Below are 16,745 nucleotides of genomic sequence, written 5' to 3'. Positions count from 1 at the left end.
ATTTGTTTATAATTGTTTCTTAATAATTCTTTTGTTAAGCTTCGGTTGTATTTCTAACTTTAGTTTGATATACAACATTTGGTTTTGTTCCAACGTGTTCTAATAAGTGATATGCTCTATCATCATCTTTTAAATGTGAAACCTTACTTTCTTTATTGTTAATGTCACCAAAAATCATTGCCCCACTACTACAAGCAGCTGAACATGCTGTTTGGAATTCATCTTTACCTACTTCTCTACCATCACGTTTAGCATCAAGCACTGTTTTTTGAGTCATTTGAATACACATTGAACATTTTTCCATAACTCCTCTTGAACGCACTACAACATCAGGGTTTAGAACCATACGTCCTAAATCATCATTCATATGGTAATCAAACTCATCATTTTCACTATATAAGAACCAGTTAAAACGTCTTACTTTATAAGGACAGTTGTTAGCACAATATCTTGTACCTACACAACGGTTATATGCCATATGGTTTTGACCTTGACGTCCGTGTGAAGTTGCTGCAACAGGGCAAACAGTTTCACAAGGTGCGTGGTTACAATGTTGACACATTACTGGTTGGAAAGCTACTTGAGGATTATCTGCTGGATGCTCCATTTCGCCAAAACCACCAAGTGAACCTTTGTCACCCCAAAGTCCTGAAAACTCATCTTTCTTCACATCATCTTCAGCAAAAGTATCTTCTGAAGAATAATATCTATCTATACGTAACCAGTGCATATCACGGCTACGTCTTACTTCTTCTTTACCTACAACAGGAACGTTGTTTTCTGCATGACATGCTATAACACAAGCCCCACATCCAGTACAAGCATTTAAATCTATTGAAAGGTTAAAGTGATGTCCAATTGAACGATCAAATTCATCCCAAAGATCAACATCTGGAGATGTCACAGGTGTTTCTTCATGATCTAAAGACACAACTGGTATAGCATTCCAGTGATTTTTATCTTTGGTATTAAATATTTCTAATGTTGTTTCCTTTACAATATCTCCACGTCCCATTAGGGTGTTGTGTAACTGAACACAAGCAAATTCGTGCATTCCAGATGCTGGAGATACACTTACGCTCTGAACTGTATTAAAGTCTTGGTACAGTGTGTAAGCATTTACACCTGTTTTCATCTCATCTTTTATACCTTGTGTTCTACCATATCCAAATGATAATCCTACAGATCCTTTGGCTTGACCTGGCTGAATAAGTACAGGAACATTTTTTAATGTTTTTCCGTTTACAGTAACATCAGCATAGCTTCCGTCTAATGCGCCAGTTGCTACATGCTCATTTTTAAGTCCGATTGCATCTGCATCAGCTTTAGATACTGTTAAATAGTTATCCCAAGACACTCTAGATATTGGATCTGGGAATTCTTGTAACCATGGGTTGTTAGCTTGTTGACCATCTCCCATTCCTACTTTAGAGTAAAGCACTAACTCTAATCCTTGTACTGCTGTAGAAGATGCTAATGCTCTAGCTGCTTCACCTCCAGAAGGTGCCGAAATTGACGTAGTCTCTTCTGAAGTTTCTTCAGATTTTTTAAGACCTAAACCTTCAGCAACATCTTCTATAATTCCTCCTACTAAAGTTTTGTCATCACTCTCTGAAGCTGTACTAGTGCTTGATGTTGTAAATCCTTCAGCTACAAAAACACCATCATGTAATGCTTTGTTAAAAGATCCTCCACCTAAAACACTTTGGTTCCATGTTTGTTTTATGTAGTCATGATAAGACATGCTACTACCATTCCACTTAAGCAATGCTTCTTGGAATTGTCTTGTATCAAATAATGGGCGAATTGTAGGTTGCATTAATGCAAAGTGCCCTTTCTTGATTTCAACATCACCCCAAGATTCTAAATAATGTGGTGCTGCTGCAATATATTGTGTTTCAGAAGCTGTTTCATCTGCTTTCAATGAAAAATCAATAGATAGCTCTGTGTTTTTTAATCCTTCAGCAAAATCTGCTGCATTTGGTAATGTATATAATGGGTTAACACCACTCATGATGATACCACCTACATTTCCAGCTTTCATATCAGCAACTAATTTAGCAACTGCTTTATCGTTACCTTGTCTTGTTTTAATAGGCGATGAAGCATCAAAGGCTTTACTGTTTAAGTAACTATTTATTTCAAGAGCAACTGTTTGCGCGTTTACATCTTGAATTCCTGTTACAACAACACCTTTACTTCCTGCCTTTTTAAGACGAGATGCAGCTTTTTGAACTGCCTCATCAACATGTGCTGGTAACTCACCAGAAACAGAACCTCCTACTATATAACTATATAGTTTAGCTAAAGCTACTTTTTGCTGACTTGGCGTTAATGGCACTCTTTTATCAGCATTTGCTCCAGAAAGGGACATGTTAGACTCAAACTGTGTATGATGAGACATTACTCCATTTTTAGGAATACGTCCTTTTGCATACCCAGAATCAAATCCACCACCTTGCCAATCTCCTAAAAAGTCAGCTCCAACAGAAACTATGGTCGTTGCTTTTTCAAAATTGTAACTAGCAAGACCACGTGTACCATATTTAGCTTGGTACGCATCCAAAGCTGCTGATTCAGACACAGCATCGTAAACTACATGACGTACATTACCATACTTTGCTTTGAATTCAGAAATCAACTTGCTTGTTGATGGACTTGCAAATGTTTGCGTTAGCAATACAATTTGTTTTCCTGCTGTTTTTAAGTCTGTTAATTTTTGATTTGTTTCAATATCAAATGCACTCCAAGAAATCGCATTCCCTTCTTTCATTGGACCTTGAACCCTCATGCTGTCGTACAATCCTAAAACAGATGCATTAACTCTAGCATTAGCACTACCGTGAGTAGTTGCCAAAGTATTATTCTCTATTTTAATTGGACGTCCTTCTCGAGTTTTCACTAAAACACTTGCAAAATCATATCCATTAGCAATTGTAGTTGCGTAGTAGTTTGCCACACCAGGAATAATTTCTGTAGGCTGAACCACATAAGGAATAGACTTAATTACTGGTCCTTCACAGGCAGCTAAAGAAGCTGCAGCTGTACTAAAACCAACATACTTTAAGAAATCACGACGTGTTGTTTTAGAACCTTCTAACGACTCTTTATCACCTAAAAACTCGTCAGTTGGAATTTCTTGAACAAATTCGTTTTGTTTTAGCGTCTCAACAATAGAGCTATTCTCGTTAAGCTCTTCAACACTTTTCCAGTATTTCTTGTTTGATGACATATTATATAATTGAATTACTTCTTAATAAATTAATAATGACATTTACCACATTCCAATCCACCCATTTGAGCAGCTGTTAATTGGTCTACACCATACTTTTTAGATAACTCTTCGTGAATCCTAGTATAGTATTCGTTGTCTTTTACTTTTACGTTTGTTTCTCTGTGACAGTTAACACACCAACCCATTGTTAATGGCGCATGTTGCTCAACTATTTCCATTTCTTGAATAGGACCATGACATGTTTGACACTCTACACCAGCAACAGTAACGTGTTGTGAGTGATTAAAATAAACAAAGTCTGGGAGGTTGTGTATACGAACCCATTTAACCGGTTGAGAATTTCCTGTGAATTTTTGATCAGCATCACTCCATCCTGCAGCTGCATATAATTTTTGAATTTCACCATCATAAAATTCTTTAGAATACTCTGGAGACGTTTCACCATTATACTCATAAATTGATTTATGACAATTCATACATACATTTAATGACGGAATTCCCGATGTTTTACTTACTCTAGCAGAAGAGTGGCAATACTTACAGTCTATGCCATTATCACCAGCGTGGATTTTATGAGAAAAATGAATTGGCTGAACTGGTTGATATCCTTGGTCTACACCAACTTGCATTAAATACCCATAAACAAAATAAGCACTTGTCAACATTAAGAAAATTACAGTAACTAATACTAAAAATTGATTTTTCGCAAATGCTTTCCAAAGCGGTAATCTTTTATCTTCAACTGGCAACTCAACACCTTTAGCTTCAGCAAAACGCTTTAATGTACGTGTTACCAAAATAAGAGCCATTGCTAATAAAGCAAATAACAACGCTAGCGCACCTAAAATAAGCTCATTAGACCCAGCACCAGAGTTTGCACTTGTTGCCTGACCAGCTACAGCTCCTTCAGGTTTTGGAGCAACCGCAGGTTCTTCAGCAGTATAAGCTAAAATATCATCAATATCTTTCTCTGATAACTGAGGAAAAGCAGTCATTGCAGAACCACCATACTCATCAAATATTTTGTTTCCGTATTCATCACCTGCCTTTATCATAGACGAACTATTATGAACCCAATCATAAATCCACTGTCTATCAAGGCCAGCTTCTTCTAACCTTGACTCCACTTTACGAAGCGCAGGCCCAGTCATTTTCTTGTCAAGCTTATGACAAGAAGCACAGTTGGCATTAAATAATGATTTTCCATTTGCGGGATCTCCTTCTTGAGCAAAAAGAGAAGTTGAAATTGTTAGCAAAAAAAGAACACTTAACTGAAGTACTTTCCTACTTAACTTACGGTGATTCACCTGTTTCATATTATTGGTTGAATTAACTTCTAAACTTTGGTATGATTTTTTCATCTAATAAAATAAAAAAACACAGTTATAAAATCTCTCGCAAAAGTAACACTTATAGTCGATTTTAGAAATGTTAGATATGTGTTAATTTATAATTTAGAGGAATTCTAAATAACAATTTAGTACAAATTTAAGTTTATAAGACATACATTTGCATTAAATCCTATTGAAAATGATAATATTGAGACAAAAATTCACGAAGTTTTTTGCTTTTGCTGCACTAATGTTCTACTGCGGTAGTTATGCTCAAAATGGAAGCTTATCTATTAATCAAGATCAGAAAATAGATAAATTACTTGCTATTAAAAAAGATATTAACACTTCTGAAAACGGTTCTGACCGATATAAAATTCAGATTTTTTCTGGAAATAGAGATGGCGCTAATACTGCCATAAGGAGTTTTAAAGATGCATTTTCTAAATGGAAAGCTACTGATGTTTATGAAACACCTAACTATAAGGTTTGGGTTGGGAATTTTAGAAGCCGTTTAGAAGCAGATAGAGCTTTAGTTGAAATACAAAAAAAATTTCCAAATGCTTTTAGGTTTAAGCCCAAAAAGGAAAAAGAAATTGAATAAAAAAAGCGGCAACAGCCGCTTTTTTTATGTTATTATTCTTTAATAAGCTTTTGATAAAAGACGTTATTATCATAACTCTCTAACTTGACAATATATATTCCTGATTGGCATTTAGAAATATTTATTTCCTGTAAATTATCATTGATTTTCATTACTTCTTTTCCATTAAGTTCAAAAATTTGTACCGACTTAATATAGTTATTTTCATCTTTTAATGTAACAAAATCATTTGCAGGATTAGGATACAATGACACATTAGCTGATAACAATGCATCATCTGTATGTAAAGTAGTGTCTTGTACATCTCCAGATAGAATAGCATTACTGGTTGACAAACTACCACCACAAGCTGACTCGGTTACAGCTGTGTTTTCAACCCAAGTTCCTAATAATAAACTAGGCGGATTTGGAATTGAAGCTTCAGTGTTATAATAAATTAGATATGAACTAGAAAAATCGCCATTGCCATCATCAGCAATAAACTCCCAACGTGTAGAAACTTCATTCCAAAAAATTTGAAATTCACAAACACCTATTCCACCACAATCTTGACTTCCATCAACTGGATTGGTTATAAATATATTTCTTCCTGTAGTATCTTGACCATCATTTACGAATGTATAATTTTGATCATCAAACAAGGGATGACAGCCATTAAACTCTATTTGTGCTTGACTTGATATTCCTATTAGAATAAAAATAAAGCATATTGTAATATTCCTCATGGTATGTAATTAATTTCTACTTGGATATATTCCTTGAACACAAATAACATAACGCACTCCTAAATAAGGCTGTTTGTTATTTATTGGAGAATTCTGTCCTTGACTTGATATCATATTGCTATTCATTGTGGTTGGTGTTCCTGATGATGCATATTCTTTATCTAACAACTTTGTTCCTGCAGGAAAATTACCTGTTGGGTCTGAACTTGTACCATCTTCAACAAACGCATTAACAGCATGGCTATGTGATGGCATTTGAGCTACTGTAAGCACATTGCTTTCAACACCTCCAACTTCACCTTGAACAACTGGAGACAAGCCATTGCCATGACCAATACCTACAGGAACACGACCCCTTAAATCCGGCAATGCAAATGTTGTAACACCATCTCCTCCATAAGTTGTACCAAGTAAAGAAAATAATGCTGCATTTTGATTTATTGGCAATAATTGTCCTTCACAAGACATCCAGCCTCTTTGATTAAAGTTTACAGCTGTTAGTTTAATATCTCCTAGATAAGCATCTTGAGCCTGAATTGTGCTACTTAAGCAAATAAATAATAGTAGTGTAGTAATAGTTTTTTTCATGGTTAATAGTTTATATAATTGATTATCACTAAGGTACAATATAAAATAAAAAGAGCGGCCTGATGGGTCGCTCTTTTTTCTTTATAAAAAACTGATTATTTCAATTTCTTTTTAACTTCTACTTCTCTAAATGCTTCAATAACGTCACCTTCTTTAATGTCGTTGTAGTTCTTAATTTGCATACCACAATCATAACCTTTAGAAACTTCTTTTACATCATCTTTAAATCGTTTTAGAGACGCTAACTCTCCAGTATAAATAACTACACCATCTCTAATTAAACGCACTCCAGCATTTCTGTAAATTTTACCTGAAGTAACCATACATCCTGCAATACTACCAATTTTAGATACTTTGAATATTTCTCTAATCTCTGCATTACCTGTAATTTCCTCTTTAAGCTCTGGAGAAAGCATTCCTTCCATAGCGTCTTTAAGGTCATTTATAGCGTCATAAATAATAGAGTATGTTCTGATATCTATTTCTTCTTTATCAGCTATTTGACGTGCATTACCCATTGGTCTCACATTAAATCCGATAATAATAGCATCTGATGCTGATGCTAATAAGACATCACTTTCTGTAATTGGCCCAACACCTTTATGGATGATATTTACTTGTATTTCTTCAGTTGATAATTTTTGGAATGAATCTGTAAGTGCTTCAACAGATCCGTCCACATCACCTTTAAGAATTATATTCAACTCTTGGAAATCACCTAAAGCAATACGACGACCAATTTCGTCTAATGTAATATGACGTTGAGTACGTACTGATTGCTCTCGCTGTAATTGTGTGCGTTTTGCTGCAATTTGTTTTGCTTCACGCTCGTCTTCAAATACATTAAATTTATCACCTGCTTGTGGCGCACCGTCTAATCCTAAAATTGATACTGGTGTAGATGGTCCTGCTTCTTCAATATCTTTACCTCTTTCGTCATGCATAGCTTTTACCTTACCACTATTTTTACCTGCTAAAACATAATCTCCTATACGTAATGTTCCAGCTTGAACTAAAATAGTAGATACATATCCGCGTCCTTTATCAAGATAAGCTTCAACAACAGTTCCTTGTGCTGATTTATTTGGGTTTGCTTTAAGCTCTAATAATTCAGCTTCTAGCAACACTTTTTCTAATAATTCTTTAACACCTGTTCCTTGTTTTGCTGATATATCTTGAGATTGAATTTTACCACCCCAATCTTCTACTAATAAATTCATATTAGCAAGACCTTCTTTAATTTTATCAGGATTTGCAGTTGGTCTATCTATCTTGTTTATTGCAAATACAATTGGTACGCCTGCTGCTTGAGCATGAGAAATCGCTTCTTTTGTTTGTGGCATGATATCATCATCAGCTGCAATTACAATAATAGCAATATCTGTTATTTGCGCACCACGTGCACGCATTGCAGTAAAGGCTTCGTGACCTGGTGTATCTAAAAATGCGATTTTTTGACCGTCTTCTAATTGTACGCCATAGGCTCCGATGTGTTGGGTAATTCCACCTGATTCTCCTGCAATTACATTCTCTTCACGAATGTAATCTAAAAGTGATGTTTTACCGTGATCAACATGTCCCATTACAGTTACAATAGGAGCTCTTTCTACTAAATCTTCTGGCTTATCTTCAACCTCTTCTATAGACTCTTCAATATCAGCGGTTACAAATTCTACTTCATAGCCAAATTCTTCAGCTACAATAGACAGGGTTTCTGCATCAAGACGTTGATTCATAGTAACCATCATACCTAGCGACATACATGCTGATATAATTTGTGTTACAGAAACATCCATCATGGTAGCTACCTCACTAGCTGTAACAAACTCTGTCACTTTAAGAATCTTGCTTTCTGCTGCTTGACTCTGTAAGTCTTTTTCAGTTTGTTCTCTGTGCTGGTCTCTTTTCTCTCTACGGTATTTTGCTCCTTTTCCTTTGTTAGATTTACCTTGAAGTTTTTCAAGTGTTTCTCTTACTTGTTTTTGTACTTCTTCTTCGCTTGGTTCTTCTTTAACAATATTACGTCTTCCTTTTCCTGAACCAGGTTTTCCTTTAAACCTGTTATTGTTTCCAGAATTTCCACCTCCTGTATTGTTAGGTCCTCCAGCTTTACTTATACGACGACGTTTTCTCTTGTTATTAGAGTCTTTATCGTCTTTTTTCTTTTCTTCTTTTTTCTTTTTAGGCTTATTAAATTGAGATAAATCAATTTTGTCTCCTGCAATTTTTGGCCCTGTTAACTTTTGATATTTTGTTTTAAGGGTTTCTTCTTCAGGCGGCTTTTCTTCTGTTTTAGGTGTTTCCTTTTTAGGGGTAACAACCTCTTTTTTAGGCGTTTCTTTTACGGTAGTTTTTGCAGAATCGTTTTTCTTTTCTTTCGGTTCTACTTTTTCCTCTTTTTTAACGTCCTTTTCTGGCTGATTAGTTTGGCTTAAAGTTTCTTTTTCAGTCTCTTTTGGAGCGTCCTTCTTTTTAGAGTCCAAGTTTATTTTACCAACTTGTTTTGGTCCAGAAATAGATTTTTTGGCTTTTATAACTTCAGCTTCTTTTGCTTCGGCTTCTTTTCTTGCCTTTTCTTTTTGTTTTTCTTTCTCTTCAAGTTCGCGCTCGCGTTGTACTCTAAGGGCTTCTTTTTCTTTATGCTTGGCCTCACTAACTTCTTTAGACGCCATTTTTTTGCTAGCATCTGTTTGAAATTCATCAGAAAGTGTTTCATACACTTCTTGAGTGATTTTTGTAGTTGGTCGCTTCTCTATTTCGATGCCTTTTGAATCTAAAAATTCAACAGCACGATCTAAAGAAATATTGAGCTCTCTTAATACTTTATTTAATCTAATTGTTTCAGCCATAAATTGCCTTTAATATAACCTAAAATCTATTTATTCTTCAAATTCTTCTTTAAGAATTCTTATAACCTCATTAATTGTTTCTTCTTCTAAATCTGTTCTCTTAACTAAATCATCAACATCTTGCTCTAATACGCTTTTTGCTGTATCTAAACCTACTTTGCTGAATTCTGCAATAATCCAAGGTTCTATTTCGTCTGAGAACTCTGTTAACTCTACATCTTCTTCTGCTCCTTCTCTAAACACATCTATTTCATAACCGGTTAATTGACCTGCTAATCGTATGTTGTGTCCGCCTCTACCTATTGCTTTACTTACTTCTTCTGGCTTAAGTATTGCTTCGGCACGTTTATTTTCTTCATCTATTTTTATAGATGTTACTCTTGCTGGGCTTAATGCTCTTGTTATGTATAGTTGTAAGTTGTTTGTAAAGTTAATTACATCTATATTTTCGTTTCCTAATTCTCTAACGATACCATGTATTCTAGATCCTTTCATACCTACACAGGCTCCTACTGGGTCTATTCTATCGTCATAAGAATCTACTGCTACTTTTGCTTTTTCGCCTGGAATTCTTACTACTTTCTTTACTGTTATTAAACCATCAAAAACTTCTGGTATTTCTTGTTCAAATAGTTTTTCTAAAAACACTGGAGATGTTCTAGACATGATAATAGCTGGCTTATTTCCTTTTAGCTCAACGCTTTCTATAACTCCTCTTACATTATCTCCTTTTCTAAAAAAGTCTGATGGTATTTGTTTGTCTTTAGGTAAAACTATCTCATTTCCTTCGTCATCTAATAAAATAATTGCTCTATGACGAATATGGTGTACTTCTGCAGTGTAAATATCTCCTATTAAGTCTTTAAACTGCTTGTATATGTTTGTATTATCGTGTTCGTGAATTTTAGAAATAAGGTTTTGTCTTAATGCTAAAATTGAACGACGTCCTAAATCTATTAATTTTACTTCTTCAGATACATCTTCACCAACTTCAAAGTCTGGTTCTATTTTTCTAGCTTCACTTAAAGATATTTCTTGATTAGGTTCTTCTACTTCTCCATCTGCTACAACAACACGGTTTCTCCAAATTTCTAAATCGCCTTTATCTGGATTTATAATGATATCAAAATTATCATCATCTCCAAATTTCTTTTTCAATGCATTTCTAAATACATCCTCTAAAATCGCCATTAATGTTACACGATCTATTAGTTTGTCGTCTTTAAACTCTGAAAAAGATTCAATTAACGCAAGATTTTCCATGCTCTTCTAAATTAAAATTTAATCATAACTTTTGCTTCTACAATATTTTCATAAGCTATTTCAGCTTGTTTCTCTACAGTTACTTTCCCTTTACCTACTGGTTTAGGTTCGCGAGATTTCCACTGTAATACAATTTCATTTTCTGTTGCGTTTAAAAGATTTCCATTTATAACATTATCTGAAGTTTTTACCTCTAAAGTTCTTCCTATGTTTTTAACAAACTGCCTTTTATTGGTTAGTGGTGAAGCTGCTCCTGCTGATGCAACTTCTAACGAGAAGTCTTGTTCTTCTCTATCTAGATTATGCTCTACAGCTCTGCTTATAAATACACAATCGTCAACGGTTACTCCGTTGTCACCATCAATAATAACTTTTATGCTATTGTCACCACCAACAGTCATTTCAATAAGAAATAAATCCTGTCTTTCTTCTAGTGCTTGACTTAATAATTTTTCTACAGTTGTTCTAAACATTTCTTGGTATAAAAAGAGGGGACTTTTCGTCCCCTCATTTAATCTTTTTTCTTACAACGCTGCAAATATACAACTTTTATATTGATTTACATAATGATTGAAATGTCATTTTTTATTCTTAAATTTAAGAATCGGACTTATTACTTAACAGATTACCTATATTTTATGAAAAAAATACTTGTTCCTACAGACTTTTCTAAAGAAGCTGAAAACGCTTTACAAGTTGCTGCACAGTTAGCAAAAAAACACAATTCAGAAATTTATTTACTTCATATGCTTGAGCTACCATTAGATCAAGTTGACATGTTAAGCCAACATAGCGAACTTCCTGAAGCTATGTTTTTTATGAAGTTAGCTCATCAAAAATTTGAAGAGACAATGTCTCAAGACTACCTTAATGATGTTATAGTTCACGAAACTGTAGATTTTAATCAGACTTTTACAGGCATTTCTAATACGTGTAAAGAGCATGATATAGATTTGATTATTATGGGGTCTCATGGCGTTAGCGGTATTAAAGAAATATTTATTGGTTCTAATACCGAAAAAGTTGTTCGCTCATCTGACATACCTGTTTTAGTGATAAAAAATCACCATGATGCTTTTGAAATAAATAATTTTGTTTTTGCTTCAGATTTTAAAAATGATAACAAAGAAACTTACAAACAAGCATCTCAATTAGCGTCATTATTTAACGCTAAAATTCATTTACTTTTAGTAAATACCGCAGGCAATTTTATAACAACATCAAAAGCAAATAGTAGAATTTTAGATTTTATTAAAGATACAGATTTCAAAAATTACACTATAAATATTTATAATGATGAAAGTGTAGAGAAAGGGATTTTGAATTTTTCTCATGAACTAAACGCAGATTTAATTGGCATTAGCACACATGGCAGACAAGGTATAGCTCACTTTTTTAACGGAAGTATTAGTGAAGATTTAGTGAACCACGCAAAACGCCCCGTAATTACCTTTAAGATATAACCTAAAAGTGATATAAATAAAAAACCTCCTAAAATAGGAGGTTTTTTTGTTGGCCTACTAGGGCTCGAACCTAGACTCTTCTGGACCAAAACCAGACGTGTTGCCAGTTACACCATAGGCCATCGCTTTATTGCGGTTGCAAATTTATAACAAAGTTTTATTTTGACAAACATTTTTTAAAGAAAAATATTTTTCAATACTTAACGTTTCCTTAAAAAGACCTTTCATTACATAATTATTGTTAAATTCGCTTCGGTTTTAAAACACAGAATACATGACACATATTAGCTTTAAAAAATGGAATACCATTTTAGGTTGGTTAGCCTTTTTAATTGCTTTAATAACATATAGCTTAACCGTTGAGCCAACCGTAAGCTTCTGGGACGCCGGAGAATACATCCTTACCTCCTCTAAATTACAAGTAGGACATCCTCCTGGGGCTCCATTATTTCAAATGTTTGGCGCCTTCTTTTCTATGTTTGCACTAGACCCAAGTCAAATAGGTTTGGTTATGAATATGATGAGTGCTGTTTCAAGTGCATTCACTATTTTATTTATGTTTTGGACCATTACATTATTACTAAAAAGATTAGTTTCAAAAGACAATACCCTTTCTGAATCTCAAAAAATAGCCGTTTTAGGTAGTGGTTTAGTAGGTAGTTTAGCCTTTACTTTTACAGATTCATTTTGGTTTAACGCCGTTGAAACCGAAGTGTATGCTATGGCAACACTTATTATGTCTGTATTATTTTATTTAGGCTTACGCTGGGAACAAGACATGCACAAGCCTCGCGGTAATAAATGGCTTATTTTAATTGCTTTTATTATAGGACTCTCATTTGGAGTTCACTTTATGGGGTTATTAACTATTCCTGCAATTGGATTAATCTATTATTTTAAAAACTATAAAGAAATAACCGTAAAAAACTTCATTATAGCCAATGCTATTTCTGTAGCTATTTTATTATTTGTTTTTAAATTATTAGCACCAAACATTCTACGCTTTTTTAGTAGTTTAGAAATATTCTTTGTAAACACTATTGGTTTACCATTTAACTCTGGAACCATCATTGCGGGACTTATTATTGTTGCTTTTGTATATTTTGGATTAAAATATACTAGAGAGAAGCAATACAAGCATCTTAATACGACTTTACTTTGTATCACGTTTATCGTAATCGGGTTTTCTTCTTGGATGATGCTTCCTATTCGCGCTAATGCTAATGTGGTAATTAATGAGAATGACCCTTCTGATGCTAGAGAACTTTTAGCGTATTATAATTTAGAACAGTATCCTGAAACACATTTATTTTATGGACCACAGTTTACAGATCAATATTCAGGGTTAGATGAAATAGAGCCTTATGTTGATGATAAACCTAATTATGAAAAAGACGATAAAAGTGGTAAATATGTCATTATAAACGATTGGAAAAACGCCAAGCAAAATTATAATCACAAACACTCGTCAATTCTTCCACGTATGTGGAGCCCTGAAAACGCAGAAAACTATATGATATTTACCGGGTTTTTAGATTTTAATCTAAAACCAGAATATCAAATGGAAAATAGGCTTCGTAAAACTGTTTCAGATTTTAAAAACGATGTTGTTCAAGGCCTTGTTGATTATGAAGACTACAATAGATTTTTAAAGCAGTTTGGCCAATACATTGATGTTGAAAAACCTACATTAGGAAGCAACATTTCTTATATGCTAGAATACCAATTAGGCTATATGTACTGGCGCTATTTTATGTGGAACTTTGTAGGACGTCAAGATGACATTCAAGGAAAACTTGACAATCACGGAAATTGGTTAAGTGGCATTAAATTTATTGATGAGTGGCATTTAGGCTTGTCACAAGACAACTTACCTAGCGATGTAAAAAACAACAAAGCAAGAAACACCTATTACTTTTTACCATTTATTCTTGGATTAATAGGACTGTTTTTCTTGTTTAATACAGACAAAAAACGATTTTGGGTAATGTTGGTGTTTTTCCTTTTCACAGGATTAGCCATACAAGTATACACCAATGTAAGACCTTTTGAACCAAGAGAACGTGACTATTCGGTGGTAGGTTCATTTTATGTATTTGCCTTATGGATTGGATTTGGTGCTTATGCCATTTTTGATTTCTTAAAAACACGTATTCAATCAAAGTTTTTACCAATAGGCATTACTTTGGCTTGCCTAGTTTTAGTTCCTGGTATTCTTGCTGCAAACAATTGGGATGACCACGATAGATCTAACAAGAAAACAGCTTTAGCTATGGCTAAAATGTATTTAGATTCTTGTGCTGAAAATGGTATTCTTTTCTCTATTGGAGACAATGACACCTTTGCCCTTTGGTACGCTCAAGAAATTGAAGAATATCGTCGTGATGTTCGTATTGTTAATACAAGCTTATTTCAAACAGATTGGTACATTGATCAAATGAAACGTAAAGCATACGAAAGCGATCCAATTCCTTCGCAACTTACACATGATCAATACAAATTTGGTACTCGTGATTACATCATGAAAAAAACATATTATCTTGATGCCAGAGGAAACCCAAGACCAACTATAAACACAGACACTTTATTTATCAAAGACTTTTTGGATTTTGTAACTAGCGAAAATCCAAAAACAAAGTTTAAGTACATATTAGAATTACAAGGTGAAGACCCTAGTTTTTATCCGTTGCAATTTCAAAAGGCTAATTATTTCCCTGTTGAACATGTTAGAATACCTGTAAACAAGGAAAATGCTATAAAATATGGTATTGTAAAAGAAAAAGACTCGGCTAAAATTGTTGATTATTTAGATATAACTATTGATGATAGCGCATTGTACAAAAATCGTTTATTAATGCTAGATATCGTTGCCAACAACGATTGGAAACGTCCTATTTATTTTACAGGAGGCGCATTTGGTAATGATGATTACATCTGGATGAAAGACTACTTACAGCTAGACGGAATGACCTACAAACTTGTTCCTATAAAAACACCTGTAGACAGAGCTAATCCATTTGATATGGGTCGTGTTGACAGTGATTTAATGTATGATAAAGTAACTAAATGGGATTGGGGAAATAGTGGCGATCCAGACTTATATCACGATACAGAAACGCGTAAAAACTCTATTACATACCGTGGTAATTTAGCACGACTTATAGAGCAACTCATTAACGAAGATAAGCCTAAAAAAGCCGAAGAGATAGCTGATATAGCCATGAAAAACATGCCTGTTAATTACTATGGATATTACACCCTTTTAGAACCTTACATCAATGCTTATTACGAAGTAGATGCCCAAGAAAAAGCTAGAAAGCTCTTTAAAGAAGTTTCTAAAAAATATCAAGAAACACTAACCTATTATAGCTCGCTAACTGTAGATAAACAATATGAGGTTATTGAAGACATTATTACAGACATTGAGCGTTACAAAGGGCTTGTTGATGTAGTAAAAGAGTACGATAAAGAAATGGCTATAACAGAAACCAAAACGTTTACTAACTATTTAAACTTGTTTAATCATTTTTATCAAGATGAACCAAGCTATCGAGACAGACCAACTGAACCAGATTTAGCTCCAGAAACTAAAATAGATAGTTTGCTAATTGAAGAATAATGAGTTTAACAACACCTGTTAAAATACCAAAACTAATAAAAGGCATGTTCCCAAAATACATTTGGAACATGCCTTTAAACATAGATAAAACAATTTATCTAACCTTTGATGACGGCCCAACTCCTGAAATTACTGATTGGACTTTAAAAACGCTTAAGCAATATAATGCTAAAGCGACTTTTTTTTGCATAGGAAATAACGTTGAAAAACATCCAGAGATTTTTAACCGTATTCTAAAAGACGGACATACTGTAGGAAACCACACGCACAATCACATAAAAGGCTGGAAAACAAAAACGAAAGACTACCTTAAAAATATAGAGAAAGCCCAAAAGGCTTTTGCTTTACATTTAGAAAGCAACGAACATCAAGTATCGCGACTATTTAGACCACCGTATGGTCAAATAACACCCAAACAAGGAAAAGATATTTTAAAAAAAGGGTACCAAGTAATTATGTGGGAAATTATATCTATAGACTGGGATAAAAACATAGCCCCAGAAACCTGTTTGAACAACGTAACAAACACCGCTAAAAACGGAAGTGTCATTGTGTTTCATGATAGTGTTAAAGCATCAAAAAATATGATGTACGCACTTCCTAAAGTTTTAGAATATTATAGTAAAAAAGGTTATGCCTTTAAAGCTATCACAAGTACTCCTGAATAATACCTATAAGCGTATTAGCATCTTGTTCACCACTATGACGCCATTTCATTTCGCCATTTTTATAAATAATTAATGTTGGTAAACCTTTTACACGAAGTGCTTCTGCTAGTTCTTTGTTTTTGTCAACATCAATTTTTATAACCTTGGCTTTATCTCCAAGTGCAGCAGCTACATCTCGCAACACAGCATGCATTTCTTTTGATTGCTCATTCCATTCTGTAAAAAAATCTAACAGAACAGGAATATTTACATCTATTAAATCTCCAAATTTTGACATACTTTAAAGTTTTAAGCCAAATGTAGTAATACAAACCTACGCATTTATTTATTATTCTTATTTGACAGCCTAATTATACCCATCTAGCAATGTGCTATTTATAAAAATACGCAATTTCTTAAT

12 protein-coding genes and 1 tRNA gene are annotated in these 16,745 nt (G+C 33.9%); 4 read left to right on the top strand and 9 right to left on the bottom strand.

All coding sequences use genetic code 11. The annotated features are described in order from the left end of the window. Window positions 1-34: 34 nt before the first annotated feature. On the bottom strand, window positions 35-3,232 hold the full coding sequence (locus ACN5J3_RS02500) for a TAT-variant-translocated molybdopterin oxidoreductase (RefSeq protein WP_418510658.1): 3,198 nt from the start codon (window positions 3,230-3,232) through the stop codon (window positions 35-37). A 29-nt stretch (window positions 3,233-3,261) separates the two neighbouring features. Beyond that, window positions 3,262-4,551: a c-type cytochrome gene (locus tag ACN5J3_RS02495; protein ID WP_418510823.1), complete on the bottom strand. Its 1,290-nt coding sequence runs from the start codon at window positions 4,549-4,551 to the stop codon at window positions 3,262-3,264. 214 nt (window positions 4,552-4,765) lie between these two features. Between ACN5J3_RS02495 and ACN5J3_RS02490 the strand changes: the two genes are divergently transcribed. Beyond that, complete coding sequence (locus tag ACN5J3_RS02490; protein ID WP_418510657.1) at window positions 4,766-5,170, top strand: SPOR domain-containing protein; 405 nt, start codon at window positions 4,766-4,768, stop codon at window positions 5,168-5,170. A gap of 32 nt (window positions 5,171-5,202) precedes the next feature. Here the strand turns inward: ACN5J3_RS02490 and ACN5J3_RS02485 are convergent, their stop codons facing one another. From ACN5J3_RS02485 to rimP, 5 genes are all read right to left on the bottom strand, one after another. Continuing rightward, window positions 5,203-5,895 (bottom strand): T9SS type A sorting domain-containing protein, encoded by a 693-nt coding sequence (locus tag ACN5J3_RS02485; RefSeq protein ID WP_418509059.1) that lies wholly within the window; start codon window positions 5,893-5,895, stop codon window positions 5,203-5,205. A 9-nt stretch (window positions 5,896-5,904) separates the two neighbouring features. Then, a complete protein-coding gene (locus ACN5J3_RS02480) occupies window positions 5,905-6,483 on the bottom strand; it encodes a phage tail protein (protein ID WP_418510656.1) in 579 nt (192 codons plus the stop codon). Window positions 6,484-6,578: 95 nt separating this feature from the next. Continuing rightward, window positions 6,579-9,332: a translation initiation factor IF-2 gene (infB, locus tag ACN5J3_RS02475; RefSeq protein ID WP_418510655.1), complete on the bottom strand. Its 2,754-nt coding sequence runs from the start codon at window positions 9,330-9,332 to the stop codon at window positions 6,579-6,581. A gap of 30 nt (window positions 9,333-9,362) precedes the next feature. Then, window positions 9,363-10,595 carry a transcription termination factor NusA gene (nusA, locus tag ACN5J3_RS02470; protein WP_418509056.1) on the bottom strand — a complete coding sequence of 411 codons (1,233 nt, stop codon included), beginning with the start codon at window positions 10,593-10,595 and terminating at the stop codon, window positions 9,363-9,365. 11 nt (window positions 10,596-10,606) lie between these two features. After that, a complete protein-coding gene (gene rimP / locus ACN5J3_RS02465) occupies window positions 10,607-11,068 on the bottom strand; it encodes a ribosome assembly cofactor RimP (protein WP_418510654.1) in 462 nt (153 codons plus the stop codon). 165 nt (window positions 11,069-11,233) lie between these two features. Between rimP and ACN5J3_RS02460 the strand changes: the two genes are divergently transcribed. Beyond that, complete coding sequence (locus ACN5J3_RS02460) at window positions 11,234-12,058, top strand: universal stress protein (RefSeq protein WP_418510653.1); 825 nt, start codon at window positions 11,234-11,236, stop codon at window positions 12,056-12,058. 49 nt (window positions 12,059-12,107) lie between these two features. Here the strand turns inward: ACN5J3_RS02460 and ACN5J3_RS02455 are convergent. Beyond that, a tRNA-Gln gene (locus tag ACN5J3_RS02455) sits at window positions 12,108-12,180 on the bottom strand. Window positions 12,181-12,332: 152 nt separating this feature from the next. On the opposite strand from ACN5J3_RS02455, the gene ACN5J3_RS02450 reads away from it, so the two are divergent. Continuing rightward, complete coding sequence (locus tag ACN5J3_RS02450; RefSeq protein ID WP_418510652.1) at window positions 12,333-15,677, top strand: DUF2723 domain-containing protein; 3,345 nt, start codon at window positions 12,333-12,335, stop codon at window positions 15,675-15,677. Then, on the top strand, window positions 15,677-16,345 hold the full coding sequence (locus ACN5J3_RS02445) for a polysaccharide deacetylase family protein (protein ID WP_418510651.1): 669 nt from the start codon (window positions 15,677-15,679) through the stop codon (window positions 16,343-16,345). The genes ACN5J3_RS02450 and ACN5J3_RS02445 overlap by 1 nt, the downstream gene beginning before the upstream one ends. Here the strand turns inward: ACN5J3_RS02445 and ACN5J3_RS02440 are convergent. Then, window positions 16,326-16,622, bottom strand: a complete 297-nt coding sequence (locus ACN5J3_RS02440) for a thioredoxin family protein (protein WP_344727707.1) — start codon at window positions 16,620-16,622, stop codon at window positions 16,326-16,328. The two genes, ACN5J3_RS02445 and ACN5J3_RS02440, sit on opposite strands and share 20 nt — an antisense overlap. Between the last annotated feature and the right edge of the window lie 123 nt (window positions 16,623-16,745).

This window comes from Corallibacter sp. (assembly GCF_048381695.1).
GTDB classification, from domain to species: Bacteria; Bacteroidota; Bacteroidia; order Flavobacteriales; family Flavobacteriaceae; genus Corallibacter; species Corallibacter vietnamensis.
Note: the sequence above shows the minus strand (reverse complement) of the source record. Positions and strands in the feature narration are given on the sequence as shown.

What these genes read in the sequence shown, in the direction of transcription:
- infB (WP_418510655.1), bottom strand. Translation starts at nt 9,332, where the DNA reads ATGGCTGAAACAATTAGATTAAATAAAGTATTAAGAGAGCTCAATATT.
- ACN5J3_RS02495 (WP_418510823.1), bottom strand. Translation starts at nt 4,551, where the DNA reads ATGAAACAGGTGAATCACCGTAAGTTAAGTAGGAAAGTACTTCAGTTA.
- ACN5J3_RS02485 (WP_418509059.1), bottom strand. Translation starts at nt 5,895, where the DNA reads ATGAGGAATATTACAATATGCTTTATTTTTATTCTAATAGGAATATCA.
- ACN5J3_RS02460 (WP_418510653.1), top strand. Translation starts at nt 11,234, where the DNA reads ATGAAAAAAATACTTGTTCCTACAGACTTTTCTAAAGAAGCTGAAAAC.
- ACN5J3_RS02450 (WP_418510652.1), top strand. Translation starts at nt 12,333, where the DNA reads ATGACACATATTAGCTTTAAAAAATGGAATACCATTTTAGGTTGGTTA.
- ACN5J3_RS02500 (WP_418510658.1), bottom strand. Translation starts at nt 3,232, where the DNA reads ATGTCATCAAACAAGAAATACTGGAAAAGTGTTGAAGAGCTTAACGAG.
- ACN5J3_RS02490 (WP_418510657.1), top strand. Translation starts at nt 4,766, where the DNA reads ATGATAATATTGAGACAAAAATTCACGAAGTTTTTTGCTTTTGCTGCA.
- nusA (WP_418509056.1), bottom strand. Translation starts at nt 10,595, where the DNA reads ATGGAAAATCTTGCGTTAATTGAATCTTTTTCAGAGTTTAAAGACGAC.
- rimP (WP_418510654.1), bottom strand. Translation starts at nt 11,068, where the DNA reads ATGTTTAGAACAACTGTAGAAAAATTATTAAGTCAAGCACTAGAAGAA.
- ACN5J3_RS02445 (WP_418510651.1), top strand. Translation starts at nt 15,677, where the DNA reads ATGAGTTTAACAACACCTGTTAAAATACCAAAACTAATAAAAGGCATG.
- ACN5J3_RS02440 (WP_344727707.1), bottom strand. Translation starts at nt 16,622, where the DNA reads ATGTCAAAATTTGGAGATTTAATAGATGTAAATATTCCTGTTCTGTTA.
- ACN5J3_RS02480 (WP_418510656.1), bottom strand. Translation starts at nt 6,483, where the DNA reads ATGAAAAAAACTATTACTACACTACTATTATTTATTTGCTTAAGTAGC.